Genomic DNA, 26,937 nt, shown 5'->3' with positions numbered 1-26,937 from the left:
AAACCCTAAACTTGGCTCAGCAATCTCAAATGACTATGTGATTTCTCGCATGGCCACTTGTGATGCTGATAATCTTTGTGACTATCAGTCCGTACTCACAAGCACCCACACGAATTGCTTGATTCGATTTGTTAAAGAGCGTTTGGTTAAGAGTGTTTCGTCTCAACCGAGGCGCGCATTCTACGCTTTCCTCATTTGCTGTCAAGCGTTTATTTTGAAGTTTTTTGCGAGAAACTCGTTTAGCTTCAAACACTTGACTCGCTGCGATCTCTCGTAGCGGGAGGCGAATCATACAGCGTTTAGAAGCGCTGTCAACCATCATCTCAACCGCTGGCGATCATTCGATCGAAGCACTCCTGATACTACCTGAATCGCCTAACTAATTGATTTACAAGAAGTTTTACGCTTCGACTACGTCAGAAGTGGGCGCATTATAAGCGGATTCGAAACCGCGTCAACCCTTAATTTCAAGAAACCTTGATATCGCTGAAAAGCAAAGCGGGGAGGCCTGAGGGCCTCCCCGCTTTTCACCAAGGCCAAACGCCCTTAAAGCACACCGGTACTGCGCAGCCGCCGCACCTCACCGGCATCCAGTCCCAATACATCCTCCAGCACCACCTCGGTATGCTCACCCAGCAGCGGCGGCGCCCGACGGTACTCAACCGGCGTCTCCGACAACCGTATCGGGCTCGCCACCTGCGGCACACTTCCCGCCAACGGATGCGGAATGTTTACCGCCAATCCGCGTGCCAGAACCTGCGGATCCTGGAACATCTGCGCCAGGTCATTGATAGGCCCGCACGGCACTCCTGCAGCTTCGAGCTGGCTTACCCATTCCGCCGTGGTCTTGAACACCGTGGCCTGGCGGATCAAAGGAATCAGCTCGGCCCGGTTGGCAACCCGCAGCTTGTTGGTAACGAAACGCGGGTCGTCCGCCCATTGCGGCTGCCCGGCCACCTCGGCGAACTTGCGGAACTGGCTGTCGTTGCCCACGGTCAGGATGAAGTCGCCGTCCGCCGTGGGAAAATCCTGATAAGGCACGATATTGGGGTGCGCATTACCAAGCCGACGAGGCGGGTTGCCAGTGGTCAGGTAGTTCATCGCCTGGTTCGCCAGGCAGGCCACCTGCACATCGAGCAACGCCATGTCGACATGCTGGCCCACCCCAGCCTGCTCGCGATGGGCGAGGGCAGCGAGGATCGCTACCGTGGAGTACAACCCGGTAAGGATGTCGGTCAGCGCCACCCCTACCTTGACCGGCCCCGCACCCTCTTCACCTTCCGGGCGGCCGGTCAGGCTCATCAGCCCGCCCAACCCCTGAATCATGAAGTCATAACCCGCGCGCTTGGCATAAGGCCCTGTCTGCCCGAACCCAGTGATGGAACAATAGATAAGCCGCGGGTTGATCGCCTTCAGGCTCTGGTAGTCCAGGCCGTAGGCAGCCAACCCACCAACCTTGAAGTTCTCGATGACGATATCGGACTTCGCCGCCAACTCACGTACCAGGCGCTGCCCCTCGGCCTGGGTAAAGTCGATGGTCACCGAGCGCTTGTTGCGGTTGGCCGATAGGTAATAGGCCGCCTCGCTTGTGCTCTCACCATTGGCATCCTTGAGGAAAGGCGGCCCCCATGAGCGGGTATCGTCACCACTGCCAGGGCGCTCGACCTTGATCACATCGGCACCAAGGTCAGCGAGAATCTGGCCAGACCATGGGCCGGCCAACACGCGAGAAAGGTCCAGCACCCGCAGATGTGATAGCGCGCCCATGGGCTGGCTCCTTATCAATAGAAGGCCTGGATGCCGGTCTGCGCACGCCCCAGGATCAGTGCATGCACATCGTGAGTACCTTCATAGGTGTTGACCACCTCCAGGTTGACCAGGTGACGAGCCACGCCGAACTCATCGGAAATGCCATTGCCCCCCAGCATGTCACGCGCCATGCGGGCAATATCCAACGCCTTGCCACACGAGTTGCGCTTCATGATCGACGTGATCTCCACTGCAGCCGTGCCCTCGTCCTTCATCCGCCCCAGACGCAGGCAGCCCTGCAGCGCCAGGGTGATTTCAGTCTGCATGTCGGCCAGCTTCTTCTGGATCAACTGGTTGGCAGCCAACGGGCGACCGAATTGCTGACGGTCCAGGGTATACTGACGCGCAGTGTGCCAGCAGGCTTCCGCAGCTCCCAGCGCCCCCCACGAGATGCCATAGCGGGCGGAGTTCAGGCAGGTGAACGGACCTTTGAGGCCGCGTACATCCGGGAAGATGTTTTCTTCCGGCACGAACACGTTATCCATGACGATTTCGCCAGTTATCGAGGCGCGCAGCCCGACCTTGCCGTGAATCGCCGGCGCGCTGAGGCCTTGCCAACCCTTTTCCAGAACAAATCCGCGGATATCACCCGCATCGTCCTTGGCCCAGACCACGAACACATCGGCGATCGGGCTGTTGGTGATCCACATCTTGCTGCCTGTCAGGCGGTAGCCGCCGTCGACCTTCCGGGCACGGGTAATCATCGAACCCGGGTCGGAACCGTGGTTGGGCTCGGTCAGGCCGAAGCAACCGATCCACTCGCCGCTAGCCAGCTTGGGCAGATACTTCTGCTTTTGTGCCTCGGTACCGAACTCGTTGATTGGCACCATCACCAGCGACGACTGCACGCTCATCATCGAGCGGTAACCCGAGTCGATGCGCTCTACCTCTCGAGCAATCAGGCCATAGCACACGTAGTTCAGGCCACTGCCACCGTATTGCTCGGGAATGGTGGCGCCCAGCAACCCGACCTCACCCATTTCACGGAAGATCGCCGGGTCGGTCTGCTCATGACGGAAAGCCTCGAGCACACGCGGGGCCAGCTTGTCCTGGGCGAACTGATAAGCGCTGTCACGCACCATGCGCTCTTCTTCAGTGAGCTGCTGATCGAGCAGCAGCGGGTCGATCCAGTTGAAGCTTGCTTTACCGGCCATGAGCGAAATCCTCGAAATAGGGGGCAGTTTCTTGTGCCTTTGAGCCTAGGCCTGATCGGCCGTCGGGACAAACGAGGATTGCGCACCAATTAGTGATAATTTGTCACTTCGTAAATCGGCAAAACGCCATATTGACAGCCTTACGAGTGAGGTTGACTTACATGCGCCGCAAGATCCCCAGTACCGCCGCCCTGGTTTGTTTCGAGGCGGCAGCACGCAACGAGAGCTTTACCAAGGCCGCCCAGGAACTTGCGCTGACCCAAGGCGCCGTCTGTCGGCAGATAGGTGGCCTGGAAGCCTTCCTTAATGTGGAGCTGTTCCGCCGCTCGCGCCGCGGCGTGAAGCTGACAGAAGCCGGCCTTTCCTATAGCCGCCAGGTGGCCGCCCAATTGGACGCGGTAGAGCGCGATACCTTGTCGGTAATGCGCCAGCAGGGCGCCAACGTGATCGAGCTCGCCGTGGTACCCACCTTCGGCACCCAATGGCTGCTACCGCGACTAAAGGACTTCCAGCAGCGCCATCCAGAGGTCACGGTCAACCTCACCAACCGCACCCGGCCTTTCCTGTTTGCCGACACCACCTTCGACGCCGCTATCTACTTCGGCGATGCCGACTGGTCCGGCACGCAGTCGCACCGGCTGATGGGGGAAAACCCGGTACCGGTGTGCAGCCCTGTGCTGCTGGACGGGCAGGGCACGCTCGACGCGCAGCGTATCGCCCGGCTACCACTGCTGCAGCAGAGCACGCGCCCCTATGCCTGGCGGCAATGGTTCGGCAGCGTCGGCATGAACGTGGAACGCGACATGACAGGCCCGCGCTATGAACTATTCTCGATGCTCGCGCAGGCGGCCATGCATGAGATGGGCATCGCCCTGATTCCGCCGTTCCTGATCCAGCGCGAGTTGGAGGAGGGCAGGTTGGTGGTCGCTAACAGGCATGCCCTGAGTAGTGACAAGGCCTACTATCTGATGATCCCGGAGCGCAAGGTGGAGTCGGCTTCGCTACGCGCCTTCCGCGACTGGCTGCTAAGCCAGGCCCAGGCCTACACGGCCAAGACGTGAGCAAACCCGGCAACTTGACCTCGTAGTCAATTATTTTTAACACCTACAGATATATGTATTTGTCGCATATACGTAAACTGTTATGCAGGGTGCAAAAATCCGCTTTAACCCTGCTTACGGCGCGGCTTTGCGGGTTATTTTGCGACATTCACCAAGCCGTAAGCGAATTGATCGCAAAATTTTTGTTTTTTTCTCCTAATCTGCCAATAGCCTATGTTTGACGGGCTGCAGCCTGGCCGTTGCGACATACGGTCACAGGGTGACTTGTAGTTTTGACTTCGTTTCGCTCCAGAACCGGTTGAAGGCCTCTGGCTTCGTCTGCAAAATGCTTCGCCCGCCCGGGATTCGGCGGGCCGGCGCTCCACAGCCGCCCCAGCGCACCATCCGAAGTGCGCTGGCTTTTAAAAAGACAAAAGGTCACCGCAGGAGAAATAGTCGTGCACATTGGTGTTCCTCTCGAGACGCAGACCGGTGAGACAAGGGTCGCTGCGACCCCGGAAACCATCAAGAAACTGATTGGCCAGGGCCATCAGGTCACCGTCCAACGGGGGGCAGGGCTCAATGCCAGCATTCCGGACAGTGCCTATGAGGCCGTGGGTGCTTCCCTGGGAAGTGCAGCCGATGCCTACGGCGCCCAATTGGTGCTCAAAGTGGTCGCCCCCAACGACCAGGAACTGGCCCTGATAAACAGTGGCAGCCTCCTGGTGGGCATGCTCAACCCCTTCAACAGCGAGCTGATCGGCAAGATGGCCGAGCGCGGCATTACCGCGTTCGCGCTGGAGGCTGCGCCGCGCACCTCGCGGGCGCAGAGCCTGGACGTACTGTCGTCGCAGGCCAACATCGCCGGTTACAAGGCTGTGTTGCTGGCTGCCCATCACTATCCACGCTTCATGCCCATGCTCATGACCGCCGCCGGTACCGTCAAGGCTGCGCGCGTGCTGATCCTGGGCGCGGGCGTTGCCGGCCTGCAGGCCATTGCCACGGCCAAGCGCCTGGGCGCAGTGATCGAGGCGTCCGACGTGCGCCCGGCCGTGAAGGAGCAGATCGAGTCGCTGGGCGCCAAGTTCATCGACGTACCCTACGAAACCGATGAAGAGCGCGAGTGCGCCGAAGGTGTCGGCGGTTACGCCCGGCCGATGCCGGCCAGCTGGATGCAACGCCAGGCCCAGGCCGTGCACGAGCGCGCCAAGCAGGCGGATATCGTAATTACCACTGCGCTGATCCCGGGGCGCAAGGCGCCGACCCTGCTAAGCGCCGAAACCGTCGCGCAGATGAAGCCCGGCTCGGTGGTCATCGACCTTGCAGCAGCCCAGGGCGGCAACTGCCCACTGACTGTCGCCGACCAGGTGGTACACGAGAACGGCGTGATCATCGTCGGCCCGACCAACCTGCCGGCCCAGGTGGGCGCCGATGCCTCGGCACTGTATGCACGCAACCTGCTGGACTTCATGAAGCTGCTGTTCGACAAGGACGGCGCGCTGGTCATCAACCTCGAAGACGACATCGTCGCGGCCTGCCTGATGTGCCGTGATGGTCAGGTCGTCCGCAAGAACGGCTAAGGAGCACGACAATGGAAGACATGCTGATTTCCCATGGCATCTACAACCTGATCATCTTCGTGCTGGCCATCTATGTGGGCTACCACGTGGTGTGGAACGTCACCCCGGCACTGCACACGCCACTGATGGCCGTGACCAACGCCATCTCCGCGATCGTCATCGTCGGCGCCATGCTGGCCGCCGCCCTGACGGTGACCCCGGCCGGCAAGCTGATGGGCACCCTGGCGGTGGCTCTGGCCGCGGTCAACGTGTTCGGTGGCTTCCTGGTCACCCGTCGCATGCTTGAGATGTTCAAGAAGAAAACCAAGAACGAGGCGCAGAAGTAAGCATGAGCATGAATCTGGTAACGCTCCTCTACCTCGTCGCCTCGGTGTGCTTCATCCAGGCGCTCAAGGGCCTGTCGCACCCGACTACCTCGCGGCGTGGCAACCTGTTCGGCATGATCGGCATGGGTATCGCCATCGTCACTACGGTCGGCCTCATTTATAAGCTCGGGGCCGAGCTTGCCACCGCCGGCATCGGCTACGTCCTCGTTGGCCTGCTGGTCGGCGGCACTGCCGGTTCGATAATGGCCAAGCGCGTCGAGATGACCAAGATGCCGGAACTGGTCGCCTTCATGCACAGCATGATCGGCCTGGCTGCGGTGTTCATCGCCATCGCCGCAGTGCTGGAACCGCAATCGATGGGCATCGTTGCCGCCATGAGCGACCCGATCCCCACCGGCAACCGCCTGGAACTGTTCCTCGGCGCAGCCATCGGTGCCATTACCTTCTCCGGCTCGGTGATCGCCTTCGGCAAGCTGTCGGGCAAGTACAAGTTCCGCCTGTTCCAGGGCGCACCGGTACAGTTCGCCGGCCAGCACAAGTTGAACCTGATCCTCGGCCTGACCACCATTGCCCTGGGCCTGCTGTTCACCTTCACTGGCCACTACAGTGCCTTCACCCTGATGCTGGTCTTGGCCTTCATCATGGGCGTGCTGATCATTATTCCGATCGGGGGCGCCGACATGCCGGTAGTGGTGTCGATGCTCAATAGCTATTCGGGCTGGGCAGCGGCCGGTATCGGTTTCTCGCTTAACAACTCGATGCTGATCATCGCAGGCTCCCTGGTCGGCTCGTCCGGTGCCATCCTCTCGTACATCATGTGCAAGGCGATGAACCGTTCGTTCTTCAACGTCATCCTCGGTGGCTTCGGTGGTGATACCGATGCGGGCGCGGCGCAAGGTTCCAAAGAGCAGCGCCCGGTGAAGTCTGGCTCGGCCGACGATGCCACCTTCCTGCTCAGCAACGCCGACAGCGTGATCATCGTCCCGGGTTACGGCCTGGCGGTGGCTCGCGCCCAGCATGCGCTCAAGGAACTGACCGAGAAGCTGAGCCACAACGGCGTGACAGTGAAGTACGCGATCCACCCAGTAGCGGGCCGTATGCCCGGGCACATGAACGTGCTGCTGGCCGAGGCAGAAGTACCGTACGACCAGGTGTTCGAAATGGAAGACATCAACGCCGAGTTCGGCCAGGCCGATGTGGTGCTGGTGCTGGGCGCCAACGACGTGGTCAACCCGGCAGCGAAGAACGACCCCAAGTCGCCGATCGCCGGCATGCCGATCCTCGAAGCGTTCAAGGCCAAGACCATCATCGTCAACAAGCGCTCCATGGCCAGTGGCTATGCCGGCCTGGACAACGAACTGTTCTACCTCGACAAGACCATGATGGTGTTCGGCGACGCCAAGAAGGTCATCGAAGACATGGTGAAGGCGGTGGAGTGACAACGGCCGCTGCAAACCAGCTGATATAAAGGAAGCCCCGGTCAGAATCTGCCGGGGCTTTTCTTTTATTGATCCGGATCAACGGCTCTACTCCAACGCTTCTCATACGACCATGGTCGTGGGACGGCAAGGGGCGAAGTCTCTAGACTGCGCTGCAGTAGTTTCAGTAGCCCGAGATAACAATCCATGTACCGTGATCGTATCCGCTTGTCCTCCCTGCACAGCAAGGTAATGAGTGCGGCTGATGCCGCTGGTCTGATCGAGGACGGCATGACCGTCGGCATGAGCGGTTTCACCCGCGCCGGCGAAGCCAAGGCCGTACCGCATGCACTGGCCGAGCGTGCCAAGCAATCGCCACTGAAAATCAGCCTGATGACCGGCGCCAGCCTGGGCAACGACCTGGACAAGCAACTGACCGAGGCTGGCGTGCTGGCTCGCCGCATGCCGTTCCAGGTCGATAGCACCCTGCGCAAGGCTATCAACGACGGCCAGGTGATGTTCATCGACCAGCATCTGTCAGAAACCGTCGAGCAGCTGCGCAACCAGCAGCTGAAACTGCCGGACATCGCGGTCATCGAAGCCGTGGCCATCACCGAGCAGGGCCACATCGTGCCAACCACCTCGGTGGGCAACTCGGCCAGCTTTGCGATCTTCGCCAAGCAGGTGATTGTCGAGATAAACCTCTCGCACAACACCAACCTCGAAGGCCTGCACGACATCTATATCCCGACCTACCGCCCGACCCGTACGCCAATCCCGTTGGTCAAGGTCGACGACCGTATCGGCAGCACCGCCATTCCGATCGACCCGGCCAAGATCGTCGGCATCGTTATCAGCGACCAGCCGGACTCGCCGTCCACCGTCCTGCCTCCGGATGACGAAACCCAGGGCATCGCCGACCACCTGATCAACTTCCTCAAGAAAGAAGTGGAAGCTGGCCGCATGACCAACAAGCTTGGCCCGCTGCAGGCCGGTATCGGCAGCATCGCCAACGCAGTGATGTGCGGCCTGATCGAGTCGCCGTTCGAAGACCTGACCATGTACTCCGAAGTACTGCAGGATTCCACCTTCGACCTGATCGACGCTGGCAAGCTGAGTTTCGCCTCGGGCAGCTCGATCACCTTGTCGACCCGCCGCAACGCCGATGTGTTCGGCAACCTGGAGCGTTACAAGGACAAGCTGGTTCTGCGCCCGCAAGAGATTTCCAACCACCCGGAAGTGGTCCGCCGTCTGGGCATCATCGGTATCAATACCGCGCTGGAGTTCGACATCTACGGTAACGTCAACTCCACCCACGTCTGCGGCACCAAGATGATGAACGGCATCGGCGGCTCGGGTGACTTCGCCCGTAACGCCCACCTTGCCGTGTTCGTCACCAAGTCGATTGCCAAGCGTGGCGCGATTTCCAGCGTGGTACCGATGGTCAGCCATGTCGACCATACCGAGCACGACGTGGACATCCTGGTCACCGAGCAAGGCCTGGCCGACCTGCGTGGCCTGGCGCCACGTGAGCGCGCCCGGGCGATCATCGACAACTGTGTACACCCGGACTACCGAGCAGCGCTGAACGACTACTTCGATCGCGCCTGCCAGCGTGGTGGCCACACCCCACACATCCTGCGCGAAGCCCTGAGCTGGCACGAGAACCTGGAAGAAACCGGGCGCATGCTGGCTAGCTGATACAGATGAGGTACGGAACGGCGGCCCTGCTTCCGCTGTTCCGGCCTCTTCGCAGGCAATTCCGCGAATGGGCCAGATACAGTCAAACCCTTCGATCAATACACCTTGCCGTAGCATCCAGCATAATCTGTACTACTGTACCGGTTCTTGCGCGCCTTCTCGGCTCGCAAATCAACCTCCCTAAATCAAAACGCACCAAATAAGTGCGGACCAGTACAGTTGCGCCAGTTTCGAGTGCAACAGTAGGGTTACACAGTTAACTGGACCATCGTCTTTCCACCGAACTGTATCTACTGTAATGGACGACAGAGGAGGATCATTGGCATCAGTTAAATCACTACCTAATCCCGCCATAAGCGGAAGGATGAAACATCATGGAACGTACCCTCAGTTCCGGTCTGGTTTTTGAAAGCAACGCCCAACAATCCAACGCTTCGCTGCCGCTGCGCGCTCTGTCCACCCTGCTGCTGTGGCAGCGCCGTATGGCCAGCCGCCGTCAACTGGCTCGCCTGGACGCCCGCCTGCTGGCCGATGCCGGTATCAGCGAGTCGCAGCGTTACGAAGAGCTGAGCAAGCCTTTCTGGCGCTAAGCTCCGGCTTGCCGGCTTTGGTCGGCACCGCAAATTTCCGAAACCCGTTGCAGGTGACTGCGACGGGTTTTTTGTTTGCAGACGGCATGCCAGAGCCTTTTACAAGCACACATGTACAGTTTGTAAAATCACAAAACAAACCATAACAGTTTGTTGGCGCGCTGTTCATTAACATCCAGAAACACCGGCGCGTGATACGCTTGGCATAACAGTCTGGTAGAACGCACTGTTGAAAAAGTACCGCGACGAGCTGTGCGAGCGTCCGATAAAACAGAACCACCCGACCCTAGTCCAGGAGTCCACGATCATGTCCCGTAAATACCTGATTGGCGCCGCCCTGATGCTGAGCCTGGCCGGCACCGCAAACGCCACCAGCTTCGTTGTCACCACCGACGCCGTCGTTGGCGCAGTGGCCGCGTCCACCGATGCCACTTCCGATGTTTCCTCCTCGTTCCGTGACGACAAGATTGTCCAGGCCGCCCGTGACGACGCCGCCAGCTTCGTTGGCAGCCAGGGCGACATTCGTGGTGCCAAGCTGGAAAGCGCTTTCATGCACATCCGCTCGCAAATGCCAGCCCTGCAAGCCAGCGACGCGCAACTGGCCCAGGCCATCCTGGCGCTTTGACCCCGACTGAGCCGTTCAGCTGTGCTGGTCACCACCAGCACAGCCGCACACATCTTTGCCATCCACGTTTCCAGCTGTTGTAGAGCCCATGCGTTATCTGTTGCCGTTGCTGTTCTCCTTTGTTGGCATGGTCAGCGCCCATGCCATGGATACCACTACGCAAAGCCTGGTCATCACTGGCTATGTGACCAGCCAGGTCACCACCGCACCGTTCGACCGTAAACTGGTCCGCCAGGCCCAGGACGATGCCGCTGCCTTCGTCGCCAGCGACGGCCAGATCCGCGGTGCGCGGCTGGAGGCAGCACTGGAATCACTACGCCACAATTGCGCACGGCATACCGTCGGCGATCTGGAACTGGCGCAGGCAATTCTCGTCCAATAACTACATCTGACTCCCTGTATTTTTCGGAGATGCTCCATGCGTAAACCGCTGATTGCCGCTACCCTCGGCATGCTGCTGCTGGCCGACCTGGCTCAGGCACAGACCTTGGTGGCCACCAGCAATATCATCGTGCGGGCCTTTGGCCGTTCGATCGACTTCACCTCTGACACCACCACCTCGATCCGCGACTCCAAAGTGGTGCGCGAAGCCCATGACGACGCCGCCAGCTTTGTCGCCAGCAACGGTGACATCCGCGGCGCCCAGCTCGAGGCCGCTTTCAACACTCTGCGCGAGCGCGTTCCGCAAGCGCGCGACGCCAGCGACCAGGTACTGGCTGAAGCCATCCTCGCGCTGTGAACCGCGTGCGCGCCTGGCTGCTCGGCTGCGCCCTGACGCTGCTCGGCACGCCCGCCCTGGCCGACCTGCAGCTCGAGCTGCAGGCGTCCGGCCTTGACCCACAGCAGACCCGAGCCACTCAGGCTCTGCTCGACGAAGCCGTGGGCAAGCTGCCCCCTCGCTTCAAGCAACAACTGAACCGCCGCGTGCGGGTCAGCTGGAGCGACAACATGCCGGCCGACGCCTATGGCCAGGCATCGCTGGTATCTACCCTCGAACTCAATCGCCGCCTACTGCCCAGCCTCACCGATGGCAGTGCTGCCACCGAGCGCACCAAGCGCCCGCATGGCACGGTGCGAGAAGAACTGCTGGCCACCGTGCTGCACGAACTCACCCATATCTACGACCGTGCCCGGCTGTGGCCCAGCGCCGAGAACGCGCTGATCGCCCGTTGCAAGCGCCAGCAAGGTACGTTGGGCAAAGTTGGCCTGCCCGAAGCATGCAGAGGCCAGGCAGAGCGCCGTTTCACCCTCAGCGACGACCCGCGCCTGCTCGACCTGGCCGGCTGGCAACAGTATGTGGGCCGACGCGGCGAGCGCGAGCAGCACAACGGCCAGTTCGTGCGCAGCCCCGACAGTTATGAACTGAGCAGCCCCAAGGAATACATCGCGGTCAACATGGAGTACTTCCTCCTCGACCCGAGCTACGGCTGCCGCCGTCCGGCGCTGAACCAGTACCTGCGCGAACACTTCGGCTGGGCACCGCAGCAGGACAGCTGCGCCAAGGGCCTGCCGTTCATCAATGCCGGCAGCGACTTCGCCCGCCAACCGCTGGGTGAAATCGACCCCGAGCGGGTCTATGAGGTGGACTACCTGCTGGCCGAAGCCAACCAGAACCTGGTCAGCCGCTGGGGCCACAGCATGCTGCGCCTGGTGATCTGCAAGCCGGGTCGCCCCCGCGGGCCGGACTGCCGCCTGGACCTCGACCAGAGCCTGGTGCTGTCGTACCGAGCCTTCGTCAACGATGTGCAGCTTTCCAGCTGGGACGGCCTGGTCGGTGCCTACCCCTCGCGCCTGTTCGTGCTGCCGCTGGGCCAGGTGATCGACGAGTACACCAAGACCGAACTGCGCAGCCTGGCGTCGGTGCCCTTGCGGCTGAACCGCGACGAGATCGAGAACCTTGTGCGTCAGGCCGCCGAAATGCACTGGAGCTACGATGGCAACTACTGGTTCCTGTCCAACAATTGCGCGGTAGAGTCGTTGAAGCTGCTGCGCAGCGGCACCGCGAACCCACGCCTGAACGACCTCGACAGCATCATGCCCAATGGCTTGCTGGCCGTGCTCAAGGGCAGGGGGCTGGCCGATACCAGCGTGCTCGACGACCCCCGCGAGGCGCTGCGCCTGGGTTATCGCTTCGACTCCTACCGCGACCGTTACCAGGCCATGTTCGAGGTGTTGAAGAAGCAGTTGCCAATCAAGCAGGACAAGGTCGAGGACTGGCTGGCCCTGGACGCCGAGCAACGGCGAGGTTGGTTCGCCCAGGCCGACCTGCGCACCAGCGCCGCCTTGCTGCTGCTTGAACAGGCCAGCTTGCGCCGGCAACTGCTTCTGGCCCAGGACGAGGTCAAACAGCGCTACCTGAACGCCGCCGCGCTGAACGATGGTAGCGTCAGCAAGGCCGATGCGACCCTCAGGCAGATGCTTGCCAACAGTGGCTTCCTCAGCCGCCCGGCAGAGTTGCTCGACAGCAAGGGCTACGGGCTGCCGCAGCCGCAGGAGCGCATGCAACTGGAGCAGGTCAGCAGCGAGCGGCAAGCGCAGTTGCTGCGCTTGAGCACGAGCCTGGACAAAGAGGTTAGGGCGCTGCTGGAGCCATCGCGGGCCAGGGAGATTGCGGCGGTGGAAGCCAATGTGAAGCAGGTGGGCGAGCATCTGCGGGCATTGCACAAGGCTGCAGGAGGCCTGCAGTTGTAAGTACGGCTGTGCCGGCCCTATCGCCGGCAGGCCAGCGCCCACGAGATCACCATGGGTCTGAAGGTGGTGGGACACCTGTGGGAGCTGGCTTGCCGGCGATAGGGCCGGCAGCACCAACACAATCCCTTACTGGTTTTCCTCCGCCTCCGAAGGCAAATCCTCATCCAGATGCAACCAGGGCAACCGGCTACCCACCCAGATATGCCGGTTGGCCCTGACCCGTTCCGGGTGGTCCAGCGTCGCCACCGTCACATCAACCGTCTCCGAGCTGTGTGTAGTCACCAACGCCACATGCGCCCCACAATGCCCACAGAAGTACCGGCTGCAACTGGACGGTGCCACATAGCAGTTCGGCTCTCCAGCCAACCACCGGAACCCCGAGCGGGGCAGGGTGAGCCAGGTCACCACCAGCCCACCACTGACCCGTCGGCAGATAGAACAATGGCAATGGGCGATGTCTGTCAGGTCGCCCGCCAACCGATAACGCAAGGCGCCACAATGGCAGCCACCCTCGGTCACATCCTGCATCACCTACCTCTCGTCGCCTTTGCTTCGGCGAAAGCTGGCTGAAAGCTTGCCCTCATAGGATAGCCCCCACTACCGGCACAAGACCGGTCAGCCAGGGCACCCGGTAACCACCGCGCCCGGCCCAATCAACAACAACAATGGTGATTCTGATGTATTCCTGTGCCCGACTTTCCGTAGTTCCCCTCTGCATGCTCCCCGCACAGCGCCAAACGCGCTGATCCGCCCGAATCGACGTTCCTTCGCCGCGCCACGCCTGGAGTATTGCCATGCTGACCTTCCTCGGCTTTGCCATGGTCATCACCTTCATGTACCTGATCATGACCAAGCGCCTGTCTGCCCTGATAGCGCTGATCCTGGTACCGATCCTGTTCGCCCTGTTCGGCGGTTTTTCCGCAAAGATCGGCCCGATGATGCTCGAGGGCATCAGCAAACTCGCACCTACCGGTGTGATGCTGATGTTCGCCATCCTCTATTTCGCCCTGATGATCGACTCCGGCCTGTTCGACCCGGCTGTGCGCAAGATCCTCAAGCTGGTCAAGGGTGACCCGCTGAAAGTCTCCGTCGGCACCGCAGTGCTGGCCCTGGTGGTCTCGCTCGACGGTGACGGCGCCACCACCTACATGATCTGCTGCGCCGCCATGCTGCCGATGTACAGCCGCCTGGGCATGAGCCCGCGGATCATGGCCGGCCTGATCATTCTCGCCGGCGGGGTGATGAACATGACCCCCTGGGGTGGCCCGACGGCCCGAGCAGCCAGCGCCCTGCACGTGGACCCGTCGGACATCTTCGTACCAATGATCCCGGCCATGCTGTTCGGCGTGCTGGCGATCCTGGCCATCGCCTACATGTACGGCAAGCGCGAACGTGCCCGCCTGGGCGAGTTGCACCTGCCCACCGACGACATCGACCACAGCGAAATCACCGTTTCGCAGTACCCGGACGCGCGCCGGCCAAAACTGCTGTACTTCAACGGCGCCCTGACCGCTGCCCTGATGGTCGCGCTGATTGCCGGCGTACTGCCGCTGCCGGTGCTGTTCATGATCGCCTTCAGCATCGCCATGATCGTCAACTACCCGTGCCTGCAGCAGCAGAAAGACCGCATCGCCGCCCACGCCGGCAGCGTGCTGGCGGTCACCGGTCTGATCTTCGCCGCCGGCATCTTCACCGGGATCCTGTCGGGCACCGGCATGGTCGACGCCATGTCCAAGAGCCTGCTGTCGGTCATCCCCGAGGCGTTGGGCCCATACCTGGCGGTGATCACCGCGATCGTGAGCATGCCGTTCACCTTCTTCATGTCCAACGACGCGTTCTACTATGGCGTGCTGCCAGTACTGGCCGAAGCTGCCAGCCACTACGGCATCAGCCCGGTGGAAATGGCGCGTGCTTCGATCGTCGGGCAACCGGTACACCTGCTCAGCCCCCTGGTACCCTCCACCTACCTGCTGGTGGCCCTGGCCGGCATCGAGTTCGGCGATCATCAGCGCTTCACCTTGAAGTGGGCAGTGCTGGTATGCCTGTGCATAATGCTCGCCGCGCTGCTGATGGGGATTTTCCCGCTGTTCAGTAGTCTTTAATAACGCGTATTTCCCTAACGCGACGCGCCCTGACCCGGGCGTGTCGCCTTTACCGTTCGAAGGAAAACAAATGGAATGGCTGACCAGCCCGGAAATCTGGGTTGCCTTTTTTACCCTCACCGCGCTTGAGATCGTCCTCGGTATCGACAACATCATCATGATCTCGATTCTGGTCAGCCGCATGCCCAAGCACATGCAGCCGCGCACCCGGATCTTCGGCCTCGCCCTGGCCATGGTCACGCGTATCATGCTGCTGCTGTCGATCACCTGGGTCATGCGCCTTACCGCCGACCTGTTCGTGGTCCTGGGCCAAGGCATCTCGGGGCGTGACCTGATCCTGTTCTTTGGTGGCCTGTTCCTGTTGTGGAAAAGCTCACAAGAGATCTACCACGGCCTCGAAGGCGAGGACGAGAACCAGGAAGAACCGAAAGGCGCGGGTGGCAAGTTCTTCTACACCATCATCCAGATCGCCATCATCGACATCGTGTTCTCGCTGGACTCGGTGATCACTGCGGTGGGCATGGTCTCGCACGTACCGGTGATGATCGCCGCGATCATCGTCGCCGTGCTGGTGATGATGCTGTGCGCCGGCACCATCAGCGATTTCATCGACAAGCACCCGTCGCTGAAGATGCTGGCATTGTCGTTCCTGATCGTGGTCGGGACCGTGCTTATCGCCGAAGCTTTCGATGTGCATGTGCCGAAGGGCTACGTCTACTTCGCCATGGCGTTCTCGCTGGCGGTGGAAGCTATCAACATCCGCATGCGCACTGCCTTGGCCCGCAAGAACGGCAAAGAGCATGAACCGGTGAAACTGCGCAAGGACATTCCGGGTCAATAAGATCAGGAAGTGCAGGACACAAAGGGCCCTTCGGGGCCCTTTTTTCATTTCCGCTGTATTTCAAACAAATGACAGCCATGCGAAGCTGGCGACAGCTTCGCAAAACAACTAAAGCTTTGAGTGAGCACTGAAAATTCTTCAAACGCTCACGCTTCGTCTCTTGGCCCTCTGGGCCAATGCAACAGGGGGCCGTAGCCATGCTGACCCTGCTCAACCTGCTCTCGGCCGTTACGCTTCTGGTCTGGGGCACCCACATCGTGCGTACCGGCATCCTTCGGGTATTCGGCTCGAGCCTGCGGCGCATCATCAGCCAGAACATGAGCAAACGCCCGCTGGCGTTCGTCGCCGGCATTCTGGTCACGGCGATGGTGCAAAGCAGCAACGCCACCGCCATGCTGGTCACCTCGTTCGTCGGCCAGGGCCTGATGGCGATGACTCCCGCCTTGGCAATCATGCTCGGCGCCGACGTGGGTACCGCGCTGATGGCCCGGGTGCTGACCCTGGACCTGTCCTGGCTGTCGCCGCTGCTGATCTTCCTGGGTGTGATCTTCTTCCTCTCCCGCAAGCAGACGCGAGCCGGCCAGCTGGGCAGGGTAGGCATCGGGCTTGGCCTGATCATTCTGGCATTGGAGCTGATCGTGCAGGCAGCTACGCCGATTACCCACGCCCAGGGCGTGAAGGTGCTGTTTGCCTCCCTGACCGGCGACATCATGCTCGACGCCCTGGTCGGCGCGCTGTTCGCCATGATTTCCTATTCCAGCCTGGCGGCCGTGCTGCTCACCGCAACGCTGGCCGGTGCCGAAGTGATCAGCCTGCCGGTGGCCATCGGTCTGGTGGTGGGGGCCAACATCGGCAGCGGATTGCTGGCTTTCATCAGCACCAGCATGCAAAACGCCGCCGGGCGCCGGGTGGCTCTGGGCAGCCTGCTGTACAAGTTGATCGGCCTGCTGCTGATCATCCCCGTGCTGCACCCGCTGGTGGGGTGGATGGACTCACTGAGCTTCAGCGCACAGGAGCTGGTCATTGGCTTCCACCTGCTCTACAACACGTTGCGTTGCCTGATCATGCTGCCCACAGTCAAACCCATGGGCCGGCTGTGCAACACTCTGCTGCCCGAGCGAGAAAACGGCAACGGCCAGATTCGCCCGCGCCATCTCGACACCTCGGCGCTGGAAACACCCAGCCTGGCCCTGGCCAACGCCTCCCGCGAAACCCTGCGCCTGGGCGATATCGTCGACAGCCTGCTCGAAGCCATGCTAGGTGCCCTGCGCGGTACCCAGGCCGCATTGCCACAGCAGGTCCGCGCCTTGGGCGAGGACGCCGAAGCCTTGTACAGCGCGATCAAGCTGTACCTGGCGCAGATGTCGCGTGAAGACCTCAGCGAACAGGACAACCGCCGCTGGGCAGAAATCATCGAACTGGCAATCAACCTCAAGCTGGCCTGCGACCTGATCGAGCGCATGCTGCGCAAGGTCCAGCAGCAGAAAACCAGCCAGCGCCGGGAGTTTTCCCAGGTAGGGCTGGAAGAGCTGACCGGCTTGCAGGAACAACTGCTGGCCAACTTGCGCCTGGGCTTGTCGGTGTTCCTCAGCGCCGATCCGGAAAGCGCCCGCCTGCTGCTGCGGGAAAAACGCCGTTTTCGCGCCCAGGAACGGCGCCTTGCCCACGCCCATGTCAGCCGCTTGCAGCGTAAGGTAGTGCAAAGTATCGAGACCAGTTCGCTACACTTGGAGCTGATCGCCGACATGAAACGGTTGAACTCTTTGTTCTGTAGCAGTGCCTATGTGGTACTGGGCGGCTCGGACACGGGCGGGCTGATGCTCGACAGCGTGCCGGACGAAGCCCGTCTGCCGTGATTTCGCCTACCTGAGGACCCAAGCTCGCCCATGCGTTGCCTGATGTTCGTTTGCCTGCTGATCTGCAGCCTGCCCTCATTCGCCCTCGACCGCTCGCGGGTGGAAGGTTACCTGTTGCCCAACGGCCTGCAGGTCATCTTGAAAAACGGCTATGAACGCGACCATGTGGCGATTCGCCTGGTGGTCGGTGTCGGCCTGGATGACTTCAATTGCGAGCAGAAAGAGCTGCCGCACCTGCTCGAGCACCTGCTCTTCAGCGGCATCGACGAAACTGGCGAAGGCGGCCTGGAAGAGCGCCTGCAATCGCTGGGCGGCGAGTGGAACGCCTACACCAGCAGCGCCGACACCACCTTCGTGATCGAAGCCCCGGCACGCAACCAGCGCAAAATCCTGGACCTGCTGCTGGCGGTGATCCACGACACCCGCATCGATGCCAAGGCCCTGGCCACCGCCAAGCGCATCATCGAGCGCGAGGATGGCGGCCACTATGGCCACCTGCAGCGCTGGCTCGACCGCCAGGACATCGGCCACCCCGCCAGTGACCAGCTAGCCACCGAGCTGGGCCTGAAATGCCCGGAGCGCTCCAACCTCGAAGATATGACCCTGGAGCAGGTGAACACCTTGCGTGACCGCTGGTACGCGGCCAACAACATGACCCTGATCGTGGTCGGCGGCCTCGACCGCCTGCTGCCGGCTTACCTGGAGCGTACCTTTGGCGAACTGCCCGCCACCGAGCCGGAGGAGCGCCGCACCCTGGAAAGCATCGGCCAGCAAGCTGCACAGCGCCGCGACCTGACCCGCGGCTGGCTGGGCGACAGCGTCAAGCTGCACTGGCTGTTCGTCGAGCCGGTGCTGGACAACGACCACCAGGCCACCCTGGACCTGCTGTCGCACTACCTGGACTGGGCGCTGTACGACCAGCTTCGCCTGCGCAACGGGTTGTCCTACGGCCCTTCGGCAAAACGCGAGAGCTTCGGCGACACCGGCCTGCTAAGCCTCAATGCCGATCTGGAGCGCGAGGACATCGACCAAGCGGTCGAAGTGATGCAGAAGTTGTTCGACCACCTGCGCAAGGAAGGCCTCGACCCGGAGACCTTCGAGCGCATCAAGTACGCCAGCGTCGCCAAGGAAAGCTGGAGTACCCAGGGCAACAGTGCCTTGGCCGACTACTACTGGGGCGCGCTGAACGACTATAGCGACGGGCGCTTCGTCAACCCGGTGCGCAAGCTGCGCCAGGTCAGCCTGGTGCAGGCCAACGAGGCGCTGAAAGAACTGCTCAAGGAAGATGGCTATGTGCGTATCGAGAAACCATTGCTTGGCTATGATGAGCTCTACGGGCTGGTTGCCTTGTTGTTGGGGCTGATCCTGGCAGCGGGGTTGTTGCGCTGGCGTCGGCATGCTCCTGAAAAGCCGGGCGGTGCTACACGCTAGCAGTGAATCGGCGGTATCCTTTTGCCAGTACCGGCCACTTCGCGGGTATCGCAACACGGTCCCTTTGGGAGCGGGTTCACCCGCGAAGAGGCCGGCACAGCCACCATACCCTTTCTGTTGTAGCCCCCAATGCCCCAAATCCCCCACATCGTCCAGCGCATCATCGAACTGCTTAAACGCTACCCCGGCATCATCGCGCTCGGCGGTTTCCTCTCCGGGATTGGTAGCTTCATCCTTGTCGACCGCCAGGCTGGCCTGGCCAGCTGGATTGCTGTGCTCATGCTGGTCAGCTGGGTCTGGCTGATGCTGGAAAACACCCTCACCGGCCTGTTCGCGCGCACCTTCAACCGCGAAATACCGCAACCATTGCTGCGCTACGCGACGCAGATGATCCACCAGGAATCACTGTTCTTCGTACTGCCGTTCTTTTTCATCACCACCACCTGGAACAGCGGCCAACTGGTGTTCACCGGCCTGCTCGGTGCCGCCGGGCTGATTTCGATCATCGATCCGCTGTACTACAAGTGGCTGGCGCCGCGCCGCTGGCTGTTCCTGGCATTGCATACCCTGACCCTTTTCGCCGCCCTGCTGACCGCGCTGCCGATCATCCTGCACCTGACCACCGCGCAAAGCTTCAAGCTGGCCCTGATTGCAGCCATGGCACTGTCGTTCCCCAGCCTTGTCAGCAGCTTCCCGATCAACAACTGGCGCCGCGCTGTGGCCCTGGTGGTGGTCACCCTGTCGGTCGGCGCCGGGGGTTGGCTGCTGCGCTCCTGGGTGCCGCCAGCGACCCTGTGGATGACCGAAGTGGCGGTCAGCACCGAAGTGCTGAACCGCCAGCCGGGCGATTCGCTGCACGAAATTGCTGCCAGCCGCATCCGTAGCAGCGGCCTGTACGCCTACACCGCGATCAACGCGCCACGCGGCCTGAACGAGCGGATCTACCATGTGTGGCAAAAGGACGGCCAGGAAGTCGATCGCATTGCCTTGGACATCCACGGCGGGCGCAAGGAAGGCTACCGGGCCTGGACCCACAAGCAGAACTTCCCGCCGAACCCGGTGGGCAAGTGGCAGGTGAGGGTACTGACCGAAGATGGGCAGGTCATCGGCGTGCTGCGCTTCAAAGTGGTAGATGACGCGCCCACGGGGTGAGTGAAAGGGGCCGCTTGCCGGCGATGGGCTGCAAAGCAGCCCCCAAGGTCCGTGAAGACAGCACATAATCACCAAACAGCCCATGCCCGCTGCGCTATGATCAGCCCCTATGCCTTAGCGCCGAGTCAGTAGCATGGAGCCGATGACCACCCCCAGCGCCACCCTGGACACCAGTAGCCAACCGGCCTGTCTGCGCATTACCGGTGACTGGACCTTGGCGCATTACGCCAGCCTCAAACGTGAGAGCGAGCGCCTGCGCGCGCAATACGCTGCCGATACCATCGCCGACCTCAGCCAACTGGGCCGCCTGGACACCGCCGGCGCCTCGCTGCTGGCCGAACTGCTCGGCTCCGAACGCCTGTCGCGCTGCACCCACGGCCTGCCAGAAGCCAGCCGCGCCCTGCTCAAGAATGTCTACTGCTCGGTGCAGGACTACTGCATCCCGGTCAAGGAGCCCGAGCGGAACGTGCTGCTGTTGCTGCTGGAGCGCATCGGTTGCGCCGTCGGCACCTTGTGGCAAGACACCATGCAGGTGCTCGGCTTCGTTGGCCTGATCCTCGAAACCCTGCTGCGCCGCGCCCTGCAACCCCATCGCTGGCGCTTCACCCCGGTCGTGGCGCACATCGAACAAACCGGCCTGGACGCCGCGCCCATCGTCGCCCTGCTGACCTTTCTGGTGGGCGCGGTAGTGGCTTTCCTTGGCGCCACGGTGCTGGCCGATTTCGGCGCGACCGTCTTCACTGTCGATCTGGTGGCATTCTCGTTCCTGCGCGAATTCGCCGTGCTGCTGACCGCCATCCTCATGGCCGGCCGCACTGCCAGTGCGTTCACCGCGCAGATCGGCTCGATGAAGGCCAACGAGGAAATCGATGCCATCCGCACCCTGGGCCTGAACCCCATGGAGATGCTGGTGGTGCCGCGCGTACTGGCACTGTTGATTTCGCTGCCCTTGCTGACCTTCATCGCGATGATCTGCGGTATCGTCGGCGGTGCGGTGGTGTGCGCGCTGTCACTGGACATCTCGCCAGCCATGTTTCTGTCGCTGCTGCAAAGCGACATCGGCGTGCAGCACTTCCTGGTCGGCCTGGCCAAGGCACCGTTCTTCGCCTTCCTGATCGCCGCCATCGGCTGCCTGGAAGGCTTCAAGGTCAGCGGCAGCGCCGAATCGGTGGGCGCGCATACCACCTCGGCGGTAGTGCAGTCGATATTCGTGGTCATCGTGCTGGATGCGGTGGCTGCACTGTTCTTCATGGAGATGGGCTGGTGAATGGCCAGGAACGCGTGATCGAGGCCCGCGGCATCTGCAACCGCTTCGGCCGCCAGAGCGTGCACGAAAACCTCGATCTCGACCTGTATCGCGGCGAGATCCTCGCCGTGGTCGGTGGGTCGGGCAGCGGCAAGTCGGTGCTGCTGCGTAGCATCATCGGCCTGCGACGGCCCGACGACGGGCAGATCAAGGTGCTAGGCCAGGACCTGGCCGGCCTGCGCGAAGAGCAGCGCTCCTTGGTCGAGCGACGCTTCGGCGTGCTGTTTCAGAAAGGCGCGCTGTTCTCTTCGCTGACCGTCACCGAAAACGTGGCGTTGCCGCTGATCGAGCACGCCGGGCTGTCCCGCGCCGATGCCGAGCACCTGGCCGGAGTGAAGCTGGCCCTGGCCGGGCTGCCAATCTCGGCCGCCGACAAGTACCCGGCCTCGCTGTCGGGGGGCATGATCAAGCGCGCCGCGCTGGCCCGTGCCTTGGCACTGGACCCGGACATCCTTTTCCTCGACGAGCCCACCGCTGGCCTGGACCCGATCGGCGCCGCCGCCTTCGACCAGTTGATCCTGACTCTGCGGGACGCTCTGGGCCTGTCGGTGTTCCTCATCACCCACGACCTCGACACCCTGTACACCATTACCGACCGCATCGCCGTGCTGTCGCAGAAGAAGGTCCTGGTGGCCGGCCCGCTGGCCGAGGTCGAGCAGACCGACGACGCATGGATTCAAGAATACTTTCATGGCCCACGCGGGCGCGCGGCCGAACAGGCCGCCACCCGTGCCGGGCAGGAGCGCTGAGCAATGGAAACCCGAGCCCATCACGTTCTTATCGGCCTAGTCACCGTCCTGGTGGTAGCCGGCGCCATGCTGTTCGGCCTGTGGCTGGCCAAGTCCAGTGTCGACGACGCCTTCAAGGACTACGAAGTGGTGTTCAACGAAGCCGTCTCCGGCCTGTCCCGCGGCAGCCCGGTGCAGTACAACGGCATCAAGGTGGGCGATGTGTCCACTCTGCGCCTGGACCCGAAAGATCCGCGCCGGGTACTGGCACGGGTGCGCCTGAGCGCCGATACCCCGGTGAAGGAAGACACCCAGGCCAAGCTGACCCTGGCCGGCGTGACCGGCAACTCGTTCATCCAGCTCAGCGGGGGCACCCCGCAAAGCCCCGAGCTGAAAGGCAAGGATGGCAAGCTGCCGGTGATCATCGCATCGCCCTCGCCAATCTCGCGCCTGCTCAATGACAGCAGCGACCTGGTGACCAACATCAACCTGCTGCTGCACAACGCCAACCAGATGTTTTCCGAGGACAACATCGGCCATCTCAGCAACACCCTGTCCAACCTCGACAAGACCACCGGCGCCTTCGCAGGCCAGCACGGCAGCATCACCCAGGCCATCGAGCAACTGGTCCAGGTGGGCAAGCAGGCCAGCGCCACCCTGGCCGAAACCCAGGCACTGATGCGCAATGCCAACGGCCTGCTGGGCAGCGAAGGCAAGCAGGCCATCGGCAGTGCCGAGCAGGCCATGCAGTCACTGGCCGAGAGCACCGCCACCATCAACCGCCTGCTCGAGGACAACCGCGAAGCCATCGGCGACGGTGCCCAAGGCCTGAACCAACTGACCCCGGCAATTCGCGAGCTGCGCGAAACCCTCAACGCCCTCAAAGGCATTTCCCGGCAATTGGAGGCCGACCCCAGCGGCTACCTGCTCGGCCGCGACAACAACAAGGAGTTCCAACCATGAAACCGTCGCTGCGCCTGCTGGCCCTGGCGGCCGCACTGAGCCTGGCCAGTGCCTGCTCCATCTTGCCGCAGAGCGAGCCCGTCGACCTGTACCGTCTTCCGGTGAACCAGCCCGGCCGGACGGCACCAGCGCTGGACTGGTCATTGCGCCTGAACAAGCCGCTGGCAAGCGAAGTGCTGGCCGGGCCACGGATTGCCGTGATTCCTCAGGGCGATGTGGTCAGTAGCTACAAGGGAGCGCGCTGGAGCGACGCGGTGCCGGTGCTGCTGCGCAACCGCCTGCTTGACGGTTTCCAGCGTGACGGCCAGGTGCAGCGCCTGAGCGCCGACGACAGCAACCTGCAGGCCGACTACGAGCTGGCTGGCGAGCTGCAGGCGTTCCAGACCGAATACCGCGCGGGCGGAGCAGTGGAGGTGGTAATCCGCTATGACGCACGCTTGGTCCAGGGCCGCAGCCAGCGCATTCTGGCCAGCAAACGCTTCGAAATCCGCCAGCCGCTGGCCGACAAACAGATTTCAGCGGTGGTTGCCGGTTTCGGGAAGGCCTGCGACCAGCTGACCGAGCAGGTGGTGAGTTGGACCATTGCGCAATCAGCCAGCGTTCCCGCTTCCTGAAGCTCTGTCTGTTCTTTGCGGGAGCGTCAGGCGAAGAACCAGTAGCAGACGAAGATCGCCGCGATCACACCGGACAATTCGGCCAGCAATGCGCAACCGACAGCATGGCGCACGCGTTGGATACCCACCGCACCAAAGTACACCGCGAGCACGTAGAAGGTGGTTTCGGTACTCCCCTGAATCGTCGCCGCCACCAGCGCCGGGAAGCTGTCCACACCGTGGGCCTGCATGGTCTCGATCAGCATCGCCCGCGCCGCACTGCCGGAGAACGGCTTGACCAGCGCAGTGGGCAGGCCCTCGACGAAGCGGGTGTCCAGGCCCAGCCAGGTGACCGCATGGCGAATACCGCCCAGGGCCAGCTCCAGGGCGCCTGAGGCCCGCAGCACACCCACCGCCACCAGCATCGCTACCAGGTAAGGCAACAAGCCCTTGGCCACATCGAAGCCTTCCTTCGCGCCTTCGACAAAGGCTTCATACACCTTCACACGCTTCAAGGCGCCGGTCACCAGGAACAGCATGATCACGCCGAACAACGTGAGGTTGCCCAAGATCGACGACAGGCTGGCCAGCGCTGCCGCCGAAAGGGTGCCGAGAAAGGCCATGAAGCCGCCCAGCAGCAAGGCACCGGGGATGAGGTAGGCAAGCACTACCGGGTCCCACAGGCGCAGGCGCTGCATCACCGCCACCGACAGCAGGCCGACCAGTGTCGAAACGCTGGTAGCCAGCAGAATGGGCAGGAACACCATGGTCGGGTCCGCCGCGCCTTGTTGGGCCCGGTACATGAAGATGGTCACAGGCAGCAGGGTCAGCGACGAGGCGTTGAGCACCAAAAACAGGATCTGCGCGTTGCTCGCCGTGGTGCTGCTGGGGTTCAGCTCCTGCAGCGCGCGCATGGCCTTCAGGCCGATCGGGGTGGCGGCATTGTCCAGGCCCAGGCCGTTGGCGGCGAAGTTCATGGTGATCAGGCCCAGGGCCGGGTGGCCGGGCGGAACTTCCGGCATCAGCCGGGCAAACAGCGGACCGAGCACCTTGGCCAGCCACTCGACAATGCCAGCCTTCTCGGCAATCTTGAGAAAGCCCAGCCACAGGGTCAGCGTGCCGAACAGCAGCACCATAACCTCGACCGACAGCTTGGCCATGGCGAATATGCTCTCGACCATCGCCGCGAAAATGCCGGCGTTGCCGCCTACCAGCCATTGGGCCAGGGCGGACACTGCCGCCACCAGGAAAAAGCCAAGCCAAAGGCCGTTGAGCATCCGTGTGTTCCCCCTGAAAAATGCCCGAATGATAGCGTATCGGGGCGCATGGCTGGAGACCGCAGGCGAGGGCTGCGCCCTCGTATCGCGACACAAGGCCGCTCCCACAATGGCCGGCGTATAGCGAGCCCTGTGGGAGCGGTCTTGCGTCGCGAAAGGGCCGCAAAGCGGCCCCAAGATCTCACAGGCAACAAAAAGCCCCGACAAGTCGGGGCTCTTGGTCATGCAGCAGTCAGGCTCAGCGCTTGGCAGCTTCGCCAACCATGGCCGCTTCCTGCTTGCCGGCCATCAGCGAGGCGTAGTACTTCTCGCCCTTGGCGGCGTCGTACATACCCTCCCAGCGAGCGATGACCAGGGCTGCCAGGGCGTTACCCACAACGTTCAAGGCGGTACGGGCCATGTCCATGATGCGGTCGACACCGGCGATGAAGGCCAGGCCCTCCAGCGGGATGCCCACGCTGCCCAGGGTGGCCAGCAGCACCACGAAGGAAACACCCGGTACGCCAGCGATACCCTTGGAGGTGACCATCAGGGTCAGCACCAGCAGCAGCTGCTGGCTCCACGACAGGTCGATACCGTACAGCTGGGCAATGAAGATGGCCGCGATGCTCTGGTACAGGGTCGAGCCGTCGAGGTTGAACGAGTAGCCGGTCGGAACCACGAACGAACAGATCGACTTCGGTGCACCGTACTTCTCCATCTTCTCGATCACGCGCGGCAGCACGGTTTCCGAGCTGGAGGTGGAGTAGGCGAGGATCAACTCATCTTTCATGATGCGCATGATCTTGATCACCGAGAAGCCGAACAGGCGGGCAACCAGGCCCAGCACCATGAAGGCGAAGAAGGCGATGGCGAAGTACACCAGCAGCACCAGCTTGGCCAGCGGCAGCAGCGAGCTGAAACCGAAGTTGGCGACGGTCACGGCGATCAGGGCGAACACGCCGATAGGGGCGTAGTTCATGATCATGTGGGTGACCTTGAACATGGTCTCGGAAACCGCCTGGAAGGTACGCACCAGCGGGTCGCGCAGCTCCGCCTGCAGGCTCGACAGCCCCAGGCCGAACATCACCGAGAAGAAGATGATCGGTAGCATTTCGCCACGCATCAGCGCTGCGAAGATGTTCGACGGGATCAGGTTCAGCAAGGTTTCGATGAACGCGTGCTCATGCTGCACTTCGGCCGCGGTAGCCTGGTACTTGGAGATGTCCACGGTACCCAGGGTGCTCATGTCGATGCCGGCGCCCGGGTGGAACAGGTTGGCCAACACCAGGCCCACGACGATGGCGATGGTGGTCACCACTTCGAAGTAGATGATGGTCTTCAGGCCGATGCTGCCCAGTTTCTTCGCGTCGCCAACCCCGGCGATACCCACGATCAGCGACGAAATCACGATCGGGACGACGATCATCTTGATCAGGCGAATGAAGATGTCACCAGCGGGCTGGAGGACGTTGCTGATCCACCATGCCTTTTCTGCACTGAAATGATTCAGTAGCGCGCCGATTGCAACACCCAGGACCAGACCGATGACGATCTGCCAGGCGAGGCTCAGTTTTGCCTTCTTCATGTCTTTACCCTTTGTTCTAGTGGTCATGGGCACCCAACGGAAACGCCCGTAACAGAGCCGTTGGCTAGGTCACGAGCAGAAGATGCTTCCGTCCGGCGACTTCATGTAAGGACACCGCAGGCGAGCGACAGGGCGCTCGGGCCGGCGAAAAAGGCGGCAACTATTGCGATGGCAAAGGGGGAAATCT

24 protein-coding genes are annotated in these 26,937 nt (G+C 62.0%); 19 read left to right on the top strand and 5 right to left on the bottom strand.

Translation table 11 applies throughout. The annotated features are described in order from the left end of the window. Nucleotides 1-546: 546 nt before the first annotated feature. Entirely contained in the window at nucleotides 547-1,767 is a 1,221-nt protein-coding gene (locus tag IRZ77_RS05330) for a CaiB/BaiF CoA transferase family protein (protein ID WP_108481675.1), read from the bottom strand. Nucleotides 1,768-1,781: 14 nt separating this feature from the next. Further along, entirely contained in the window at nucleotides 1,782-2,963 is a 1,182-nt protein-coding gene (locus tag IRZ77_RS05325; RefSeq protein ID WP_003252907.1) for an acyl-CoA dehydrogenase, read from the bottom strand. A gap of 161 nt (nucleotides 2,964-3,124) precedes the next feature. Here IRZ77_RS05325 and IRZ77_RS05320 point away from each other — a divergent pair, with 161 nt between their 5' ends. The 10 genes from IRZ77_RS05320 (at nucleotide 3,125) to IRZ77_RS05275 (ending at nucleotide 12,934) form a co-directional block, all read left to right on the top strand. Next, nucleotides 3,125-4,024, top strand: a complete 900-nt coding sequence (locus IRZ77_RS05320; RefSeq protein WP_085602007.1) for a LysR family transcriptional regulator — start codon at nucleotides 3,125-3,127, stop codon at nucleotides 4,022-4,024. A gap of 437 nt (nucleotides 4,025-4,461) precedes the next feature. Continuing rightward, nucleotides 4,462-5,583: a Re/Si-specific NAD(P)(+) transhydrogenase subunit alpha gene (locus IRZ77_RS05315; RefSeq protein ID WP_046616903.1), complete on the top strand. Its 1,122-nt coding sequence runs from the start codon at nucleotides 4,462-4,464 to the stop codon at nucleotides 5,581-5,583. 11 nt (nucleotides 5,584-5,594) lie between these two features. Further along, entirely contained in the window at nucleotides 5,595-5,909 is a 315-nt protein-coding gene (locus IRZ77_RS05310) for an NAD(P) transhydrogenase subunit alpha (RefSeq protein ID WP_003256966.1), read from the top strand. Between the two features lie 2 nt (nucleotides 5,910-5,911). Next, nucleotides 5,912-7,348, top strand: a complete 1,437-nt coding sequence (locus IRZ77_RS05305) for an NAD(P)(+) transhydrogenase (Re/Si-specific) subunit beta (protein ID WP_015268505.1) — start codon at nucleotides 5,912-5,914, stop codon at nucleotides 7,346-7,348. Between the two features lie 186 nt (nucleotides 7,349-7,534). Continuing rightward, complete coding sequence (locus IRZ77_RS05300; protein ID WP_196173047.1) at nucleotides 7,535-9,028, top strand: acetyl-CoA hydrolase/transferase family protein; 1,494 nt, start codon at nucleotides 7,535-7,537, stop codon at nucleotides 9,026-9,028. 374 nt (nucleotides 9,029-9,402) lie between these two features. Beyond that, a complete protein-coding gene (locus IRZ77_RS05295) occupies nucleotides 9,403-9,618 on the top strand; it encodes a DUF1127 domain-containing protein (RefSeq protein WP_003256968.1) in 216 nt (71 codons plus the stop codon). 307 nt (nucleotides 9,619-9,925) lie between these two features. Next, complete coding sequence (locus IRZ77_RS05290) at nucleotides 9,926-10,243, top strand: DUF2388 domain-containing protein (RefSeq protein WP_153671597.1); 318 nt, start codon at nucleotides 9,926-9,928, stop codon at nucleotides 10,241-10,243. Between the two features lie 88 nt (nucleotides 10,244-10,331). Continuing rightward, a complete protein-coding gene (locus tag IRZ77_RS05285; protein ID WP_153671596.1) occupies nucleotides 10,332-10,625 on the top strand; it encodes a DUF2388 domain-containing protein in 294 nt (97 codons plus the stop codon). Between the two features lie 36 nt (nucleotides 10,626-10,661). Continuing rightward, complete coding sequence (locus IRZ77_RS05280; protein WP_003256970.1) at nucleotides 10,662-10,982, top strand: DUF2388 domain-containing protein; 321 nt, start codon at nucleotides 10,662-10,664, stop codon at nucleotides 10,980-10,982. Then, the gene (locus IRZ77_RS05275) at nucleotides 10,979-12,934 is read left to right on the top strand and encodes a DUF7844 domain-containing protein (protein WP_196173045.1); all 1,956 of its coding nucleotides are present in this window, start codon (nucleotides 10,979-10,981) and stop codon (nucleotides 12,932-12,934) included. Before IRZ77_RS05280 ends, IRZ77_RS05275 begins: the two co-directional genes overlap by 4 nt. A 126-nt stretch (nucleotides 12,935-13,060) precedes the next feature. Here the strand turns inward: IRZ77_RS05275 and IRZ77_RS05270 are convergent, their stop codons facing one another. Continuing rightward, nucleotides 13,061-13,462, bottom strand: a complete 402-nt coding sequence (locus IRZ77_RS05270; RefSeq protein WP_135002938.1) for a GFA family protein — start codon at nucleotides 13,460-13,462, stop codon at nucleotides 13,061-13,063. Between the two features lie 266 nt (nucleotides 13,463-13,728). Here IRZ77_RS05270 and IRZ77_RS05265 point away from each other — a divergent pair, with 266 nt between their 5' ends. The 9 genes from IRZ77_RS05265 to IRZ77_RS05225 all read left to right on the top strand — a co-directional run bounded on the left by IRZ77_RS05265 (nucleotide 13,729) and on the right by IRZ77_RS05225 (nucleotide 23,927). Next, on the top strand, nucleotides 13,729-15,036 hold the full coding sequence (locus tag IRZ77_RS05265; protein ID WP_015268498.1) for a CitMHS family transporter: 1,308 nt from the start codon (nucleotides 13,729-13,731) through the stop codon (nucleotides 15,034-15,036). Nucleotides 15,037-15,106: 70 nt separating this feature from the next. Next, nucleotides 15,107-15,877 (top strand): TerC family protein, encoded by a 771-nt coding sequence (locus tag IRZ77_RS05260; RefSeq protein ID WP_046616908.1) that lies wholly within the window; start codon nucleotides 15,107-15,109, stop codon nucleotides 15,875-15,877. Nucleotides 15,878-16,074: 197 nt separating this feature from the next. Beyond that, the gene (locus IRZ77_RS05255) at nucleotides 16,075-17,733 is read left to right on the top strand and encodes a Na/Pi cotransporter family protein (protein ID WP_046616909.1); all 1,659 of its coding nucleotides are present in this window, start codon (nucleotides 16,075-16,077) and stop codon (nucleotides 17,731-17,733) included. Nucleotides 17,734-17,763: 30 nt separating this feature from the next. Beyond that, nucleotides 17,764-19,164 (top strand): M16 family metallopeptidase, encoded by a 1,401-nt coding sequence (locus tag IRZ77_RS05250; protein ID WP_196173043.1) that lies wholly within the window; start codon nucleotides 17,764-17,766, stop codon nucleotides 19,162-19,164. Between the two features lie 129 nt (nucleotides 19,165-19,293). Further along, nucleotides 19,294-20,316, top strand: coding sequence for a DUF5924 family protein (locus tag IRZ77_RS05245; protein WP_046616911.1), 1,023 nt, complete (start codon nucleotides 19,294-19,296; stop codon nucleotides 20,314-20,316). A gap of 133 nt (nucleotides 20,317-20,449) precedes the next feature. After that, nucleotides 20,450-21,583, top strand: coding sequence for an ABC transporter permease (locus tag IRZ77_RS05240; protein ID WP_046616912.1), 1,134 nt, complete (start codon nucleotides 20,450-20,452; stop codon nucleotides 21,581-21,583). Then, nucleotides 21,580-22,371, top strand: a complete 792-nt coding sequence (locus IRZ77_RS05235; RefSeq protein WP_046616913.1) for an ABC transporter ATP-binding protein — start codon at nucleotides 21,580-21,582, stop codon at nucleotides 22,369-22,371. Before IRZ77_RS05240 ends, IRZ77_RS05235 begins: the two co-directional genes overlap by 4 nt. 3 nt (nucleotides 22,372-22,374) lie before the next feature. After that, nucleotides 22,375-23,313, top strand: a complete 939-nt coding sequence (locus tag IRZ77_RS05230) for an MlaD family protein (RefSeq protein ID WP_046616914.1) — start codon at nucleotides 22,375-22,377, stop codon at nucleotides 23,311-23,313. Beyond that, nucleotides 23,310-23,927, top strand: coding sequence for an ABC-type transport auxiliary lipoprotein family protein (locus tag IRZ77_RS05225; RefSeq protein WP_196173041.1), 618 nt, complete (start codon nucleotides 23,310-23,312; stop codon nucleotides 23,925-23,927). The genes IRZ77_RS05230 and IRZ77_RS05225 overlap by 4 nt, the downstream gene beginning before the upstream one ends. Nucleotides 23,928-23,953: 26 nt before the next feature. Here the strand turns inward: IRZ77_RS05225 and IRZ77_RS05220 are convergent, their stop codons facing one another. Both IRZ77_RS05220 and gltP read right to left on the bottom strand, forming a co-directional pair. Beyond that, nucleotides 23,954-25,183 carry a nucleoside recognition domain-containing protein gene (locus IRZ77_RS05220; protein WP_046616916.1) on the bottom strand — a complete coding sequence of 410 codons (1,230 nt, stop codon included), beginning with the start codon at nucleotides 25,181-25,183 and terminating at the stop codon, nucleotides 23,954-23,956. A 238-nt stretch (nucleotides 25,184-25,421) separates the two neighbouring features. Next, the gene (gltP, locus tag IRZ77_RS05215) at nucleotides 25,422-26,750 is read right to left on the bottom strand and encodes a glutamate/aspartate:proton symporter GltP (RefSeq protein ID WP_025337235.1); all 1,329 of its coding nucleotides are present in this window, start codon (nucleotides 26,748-26,750) and stop codon (nucleotides 25,422-25,424) included. Between the last annotated feature and the right edge of the window lie 187 nt (nucleotides 26,751-26,937).

The sequence above is a fragment of the Pseudomonas pudica genome, assembly GCF_015680405.1.
GTDB classification, from domain to species: domain Bacteria; phylum Pseudomonadota; class Gammaproteobacteria; order Pseudomonadales; family Pseudomonadaceae; genus Aquipseudomonas; species Aquipseudomonas pudica.
This window is presented reverse-complemented; position numbering and strand designations above follow the sequence as displayed.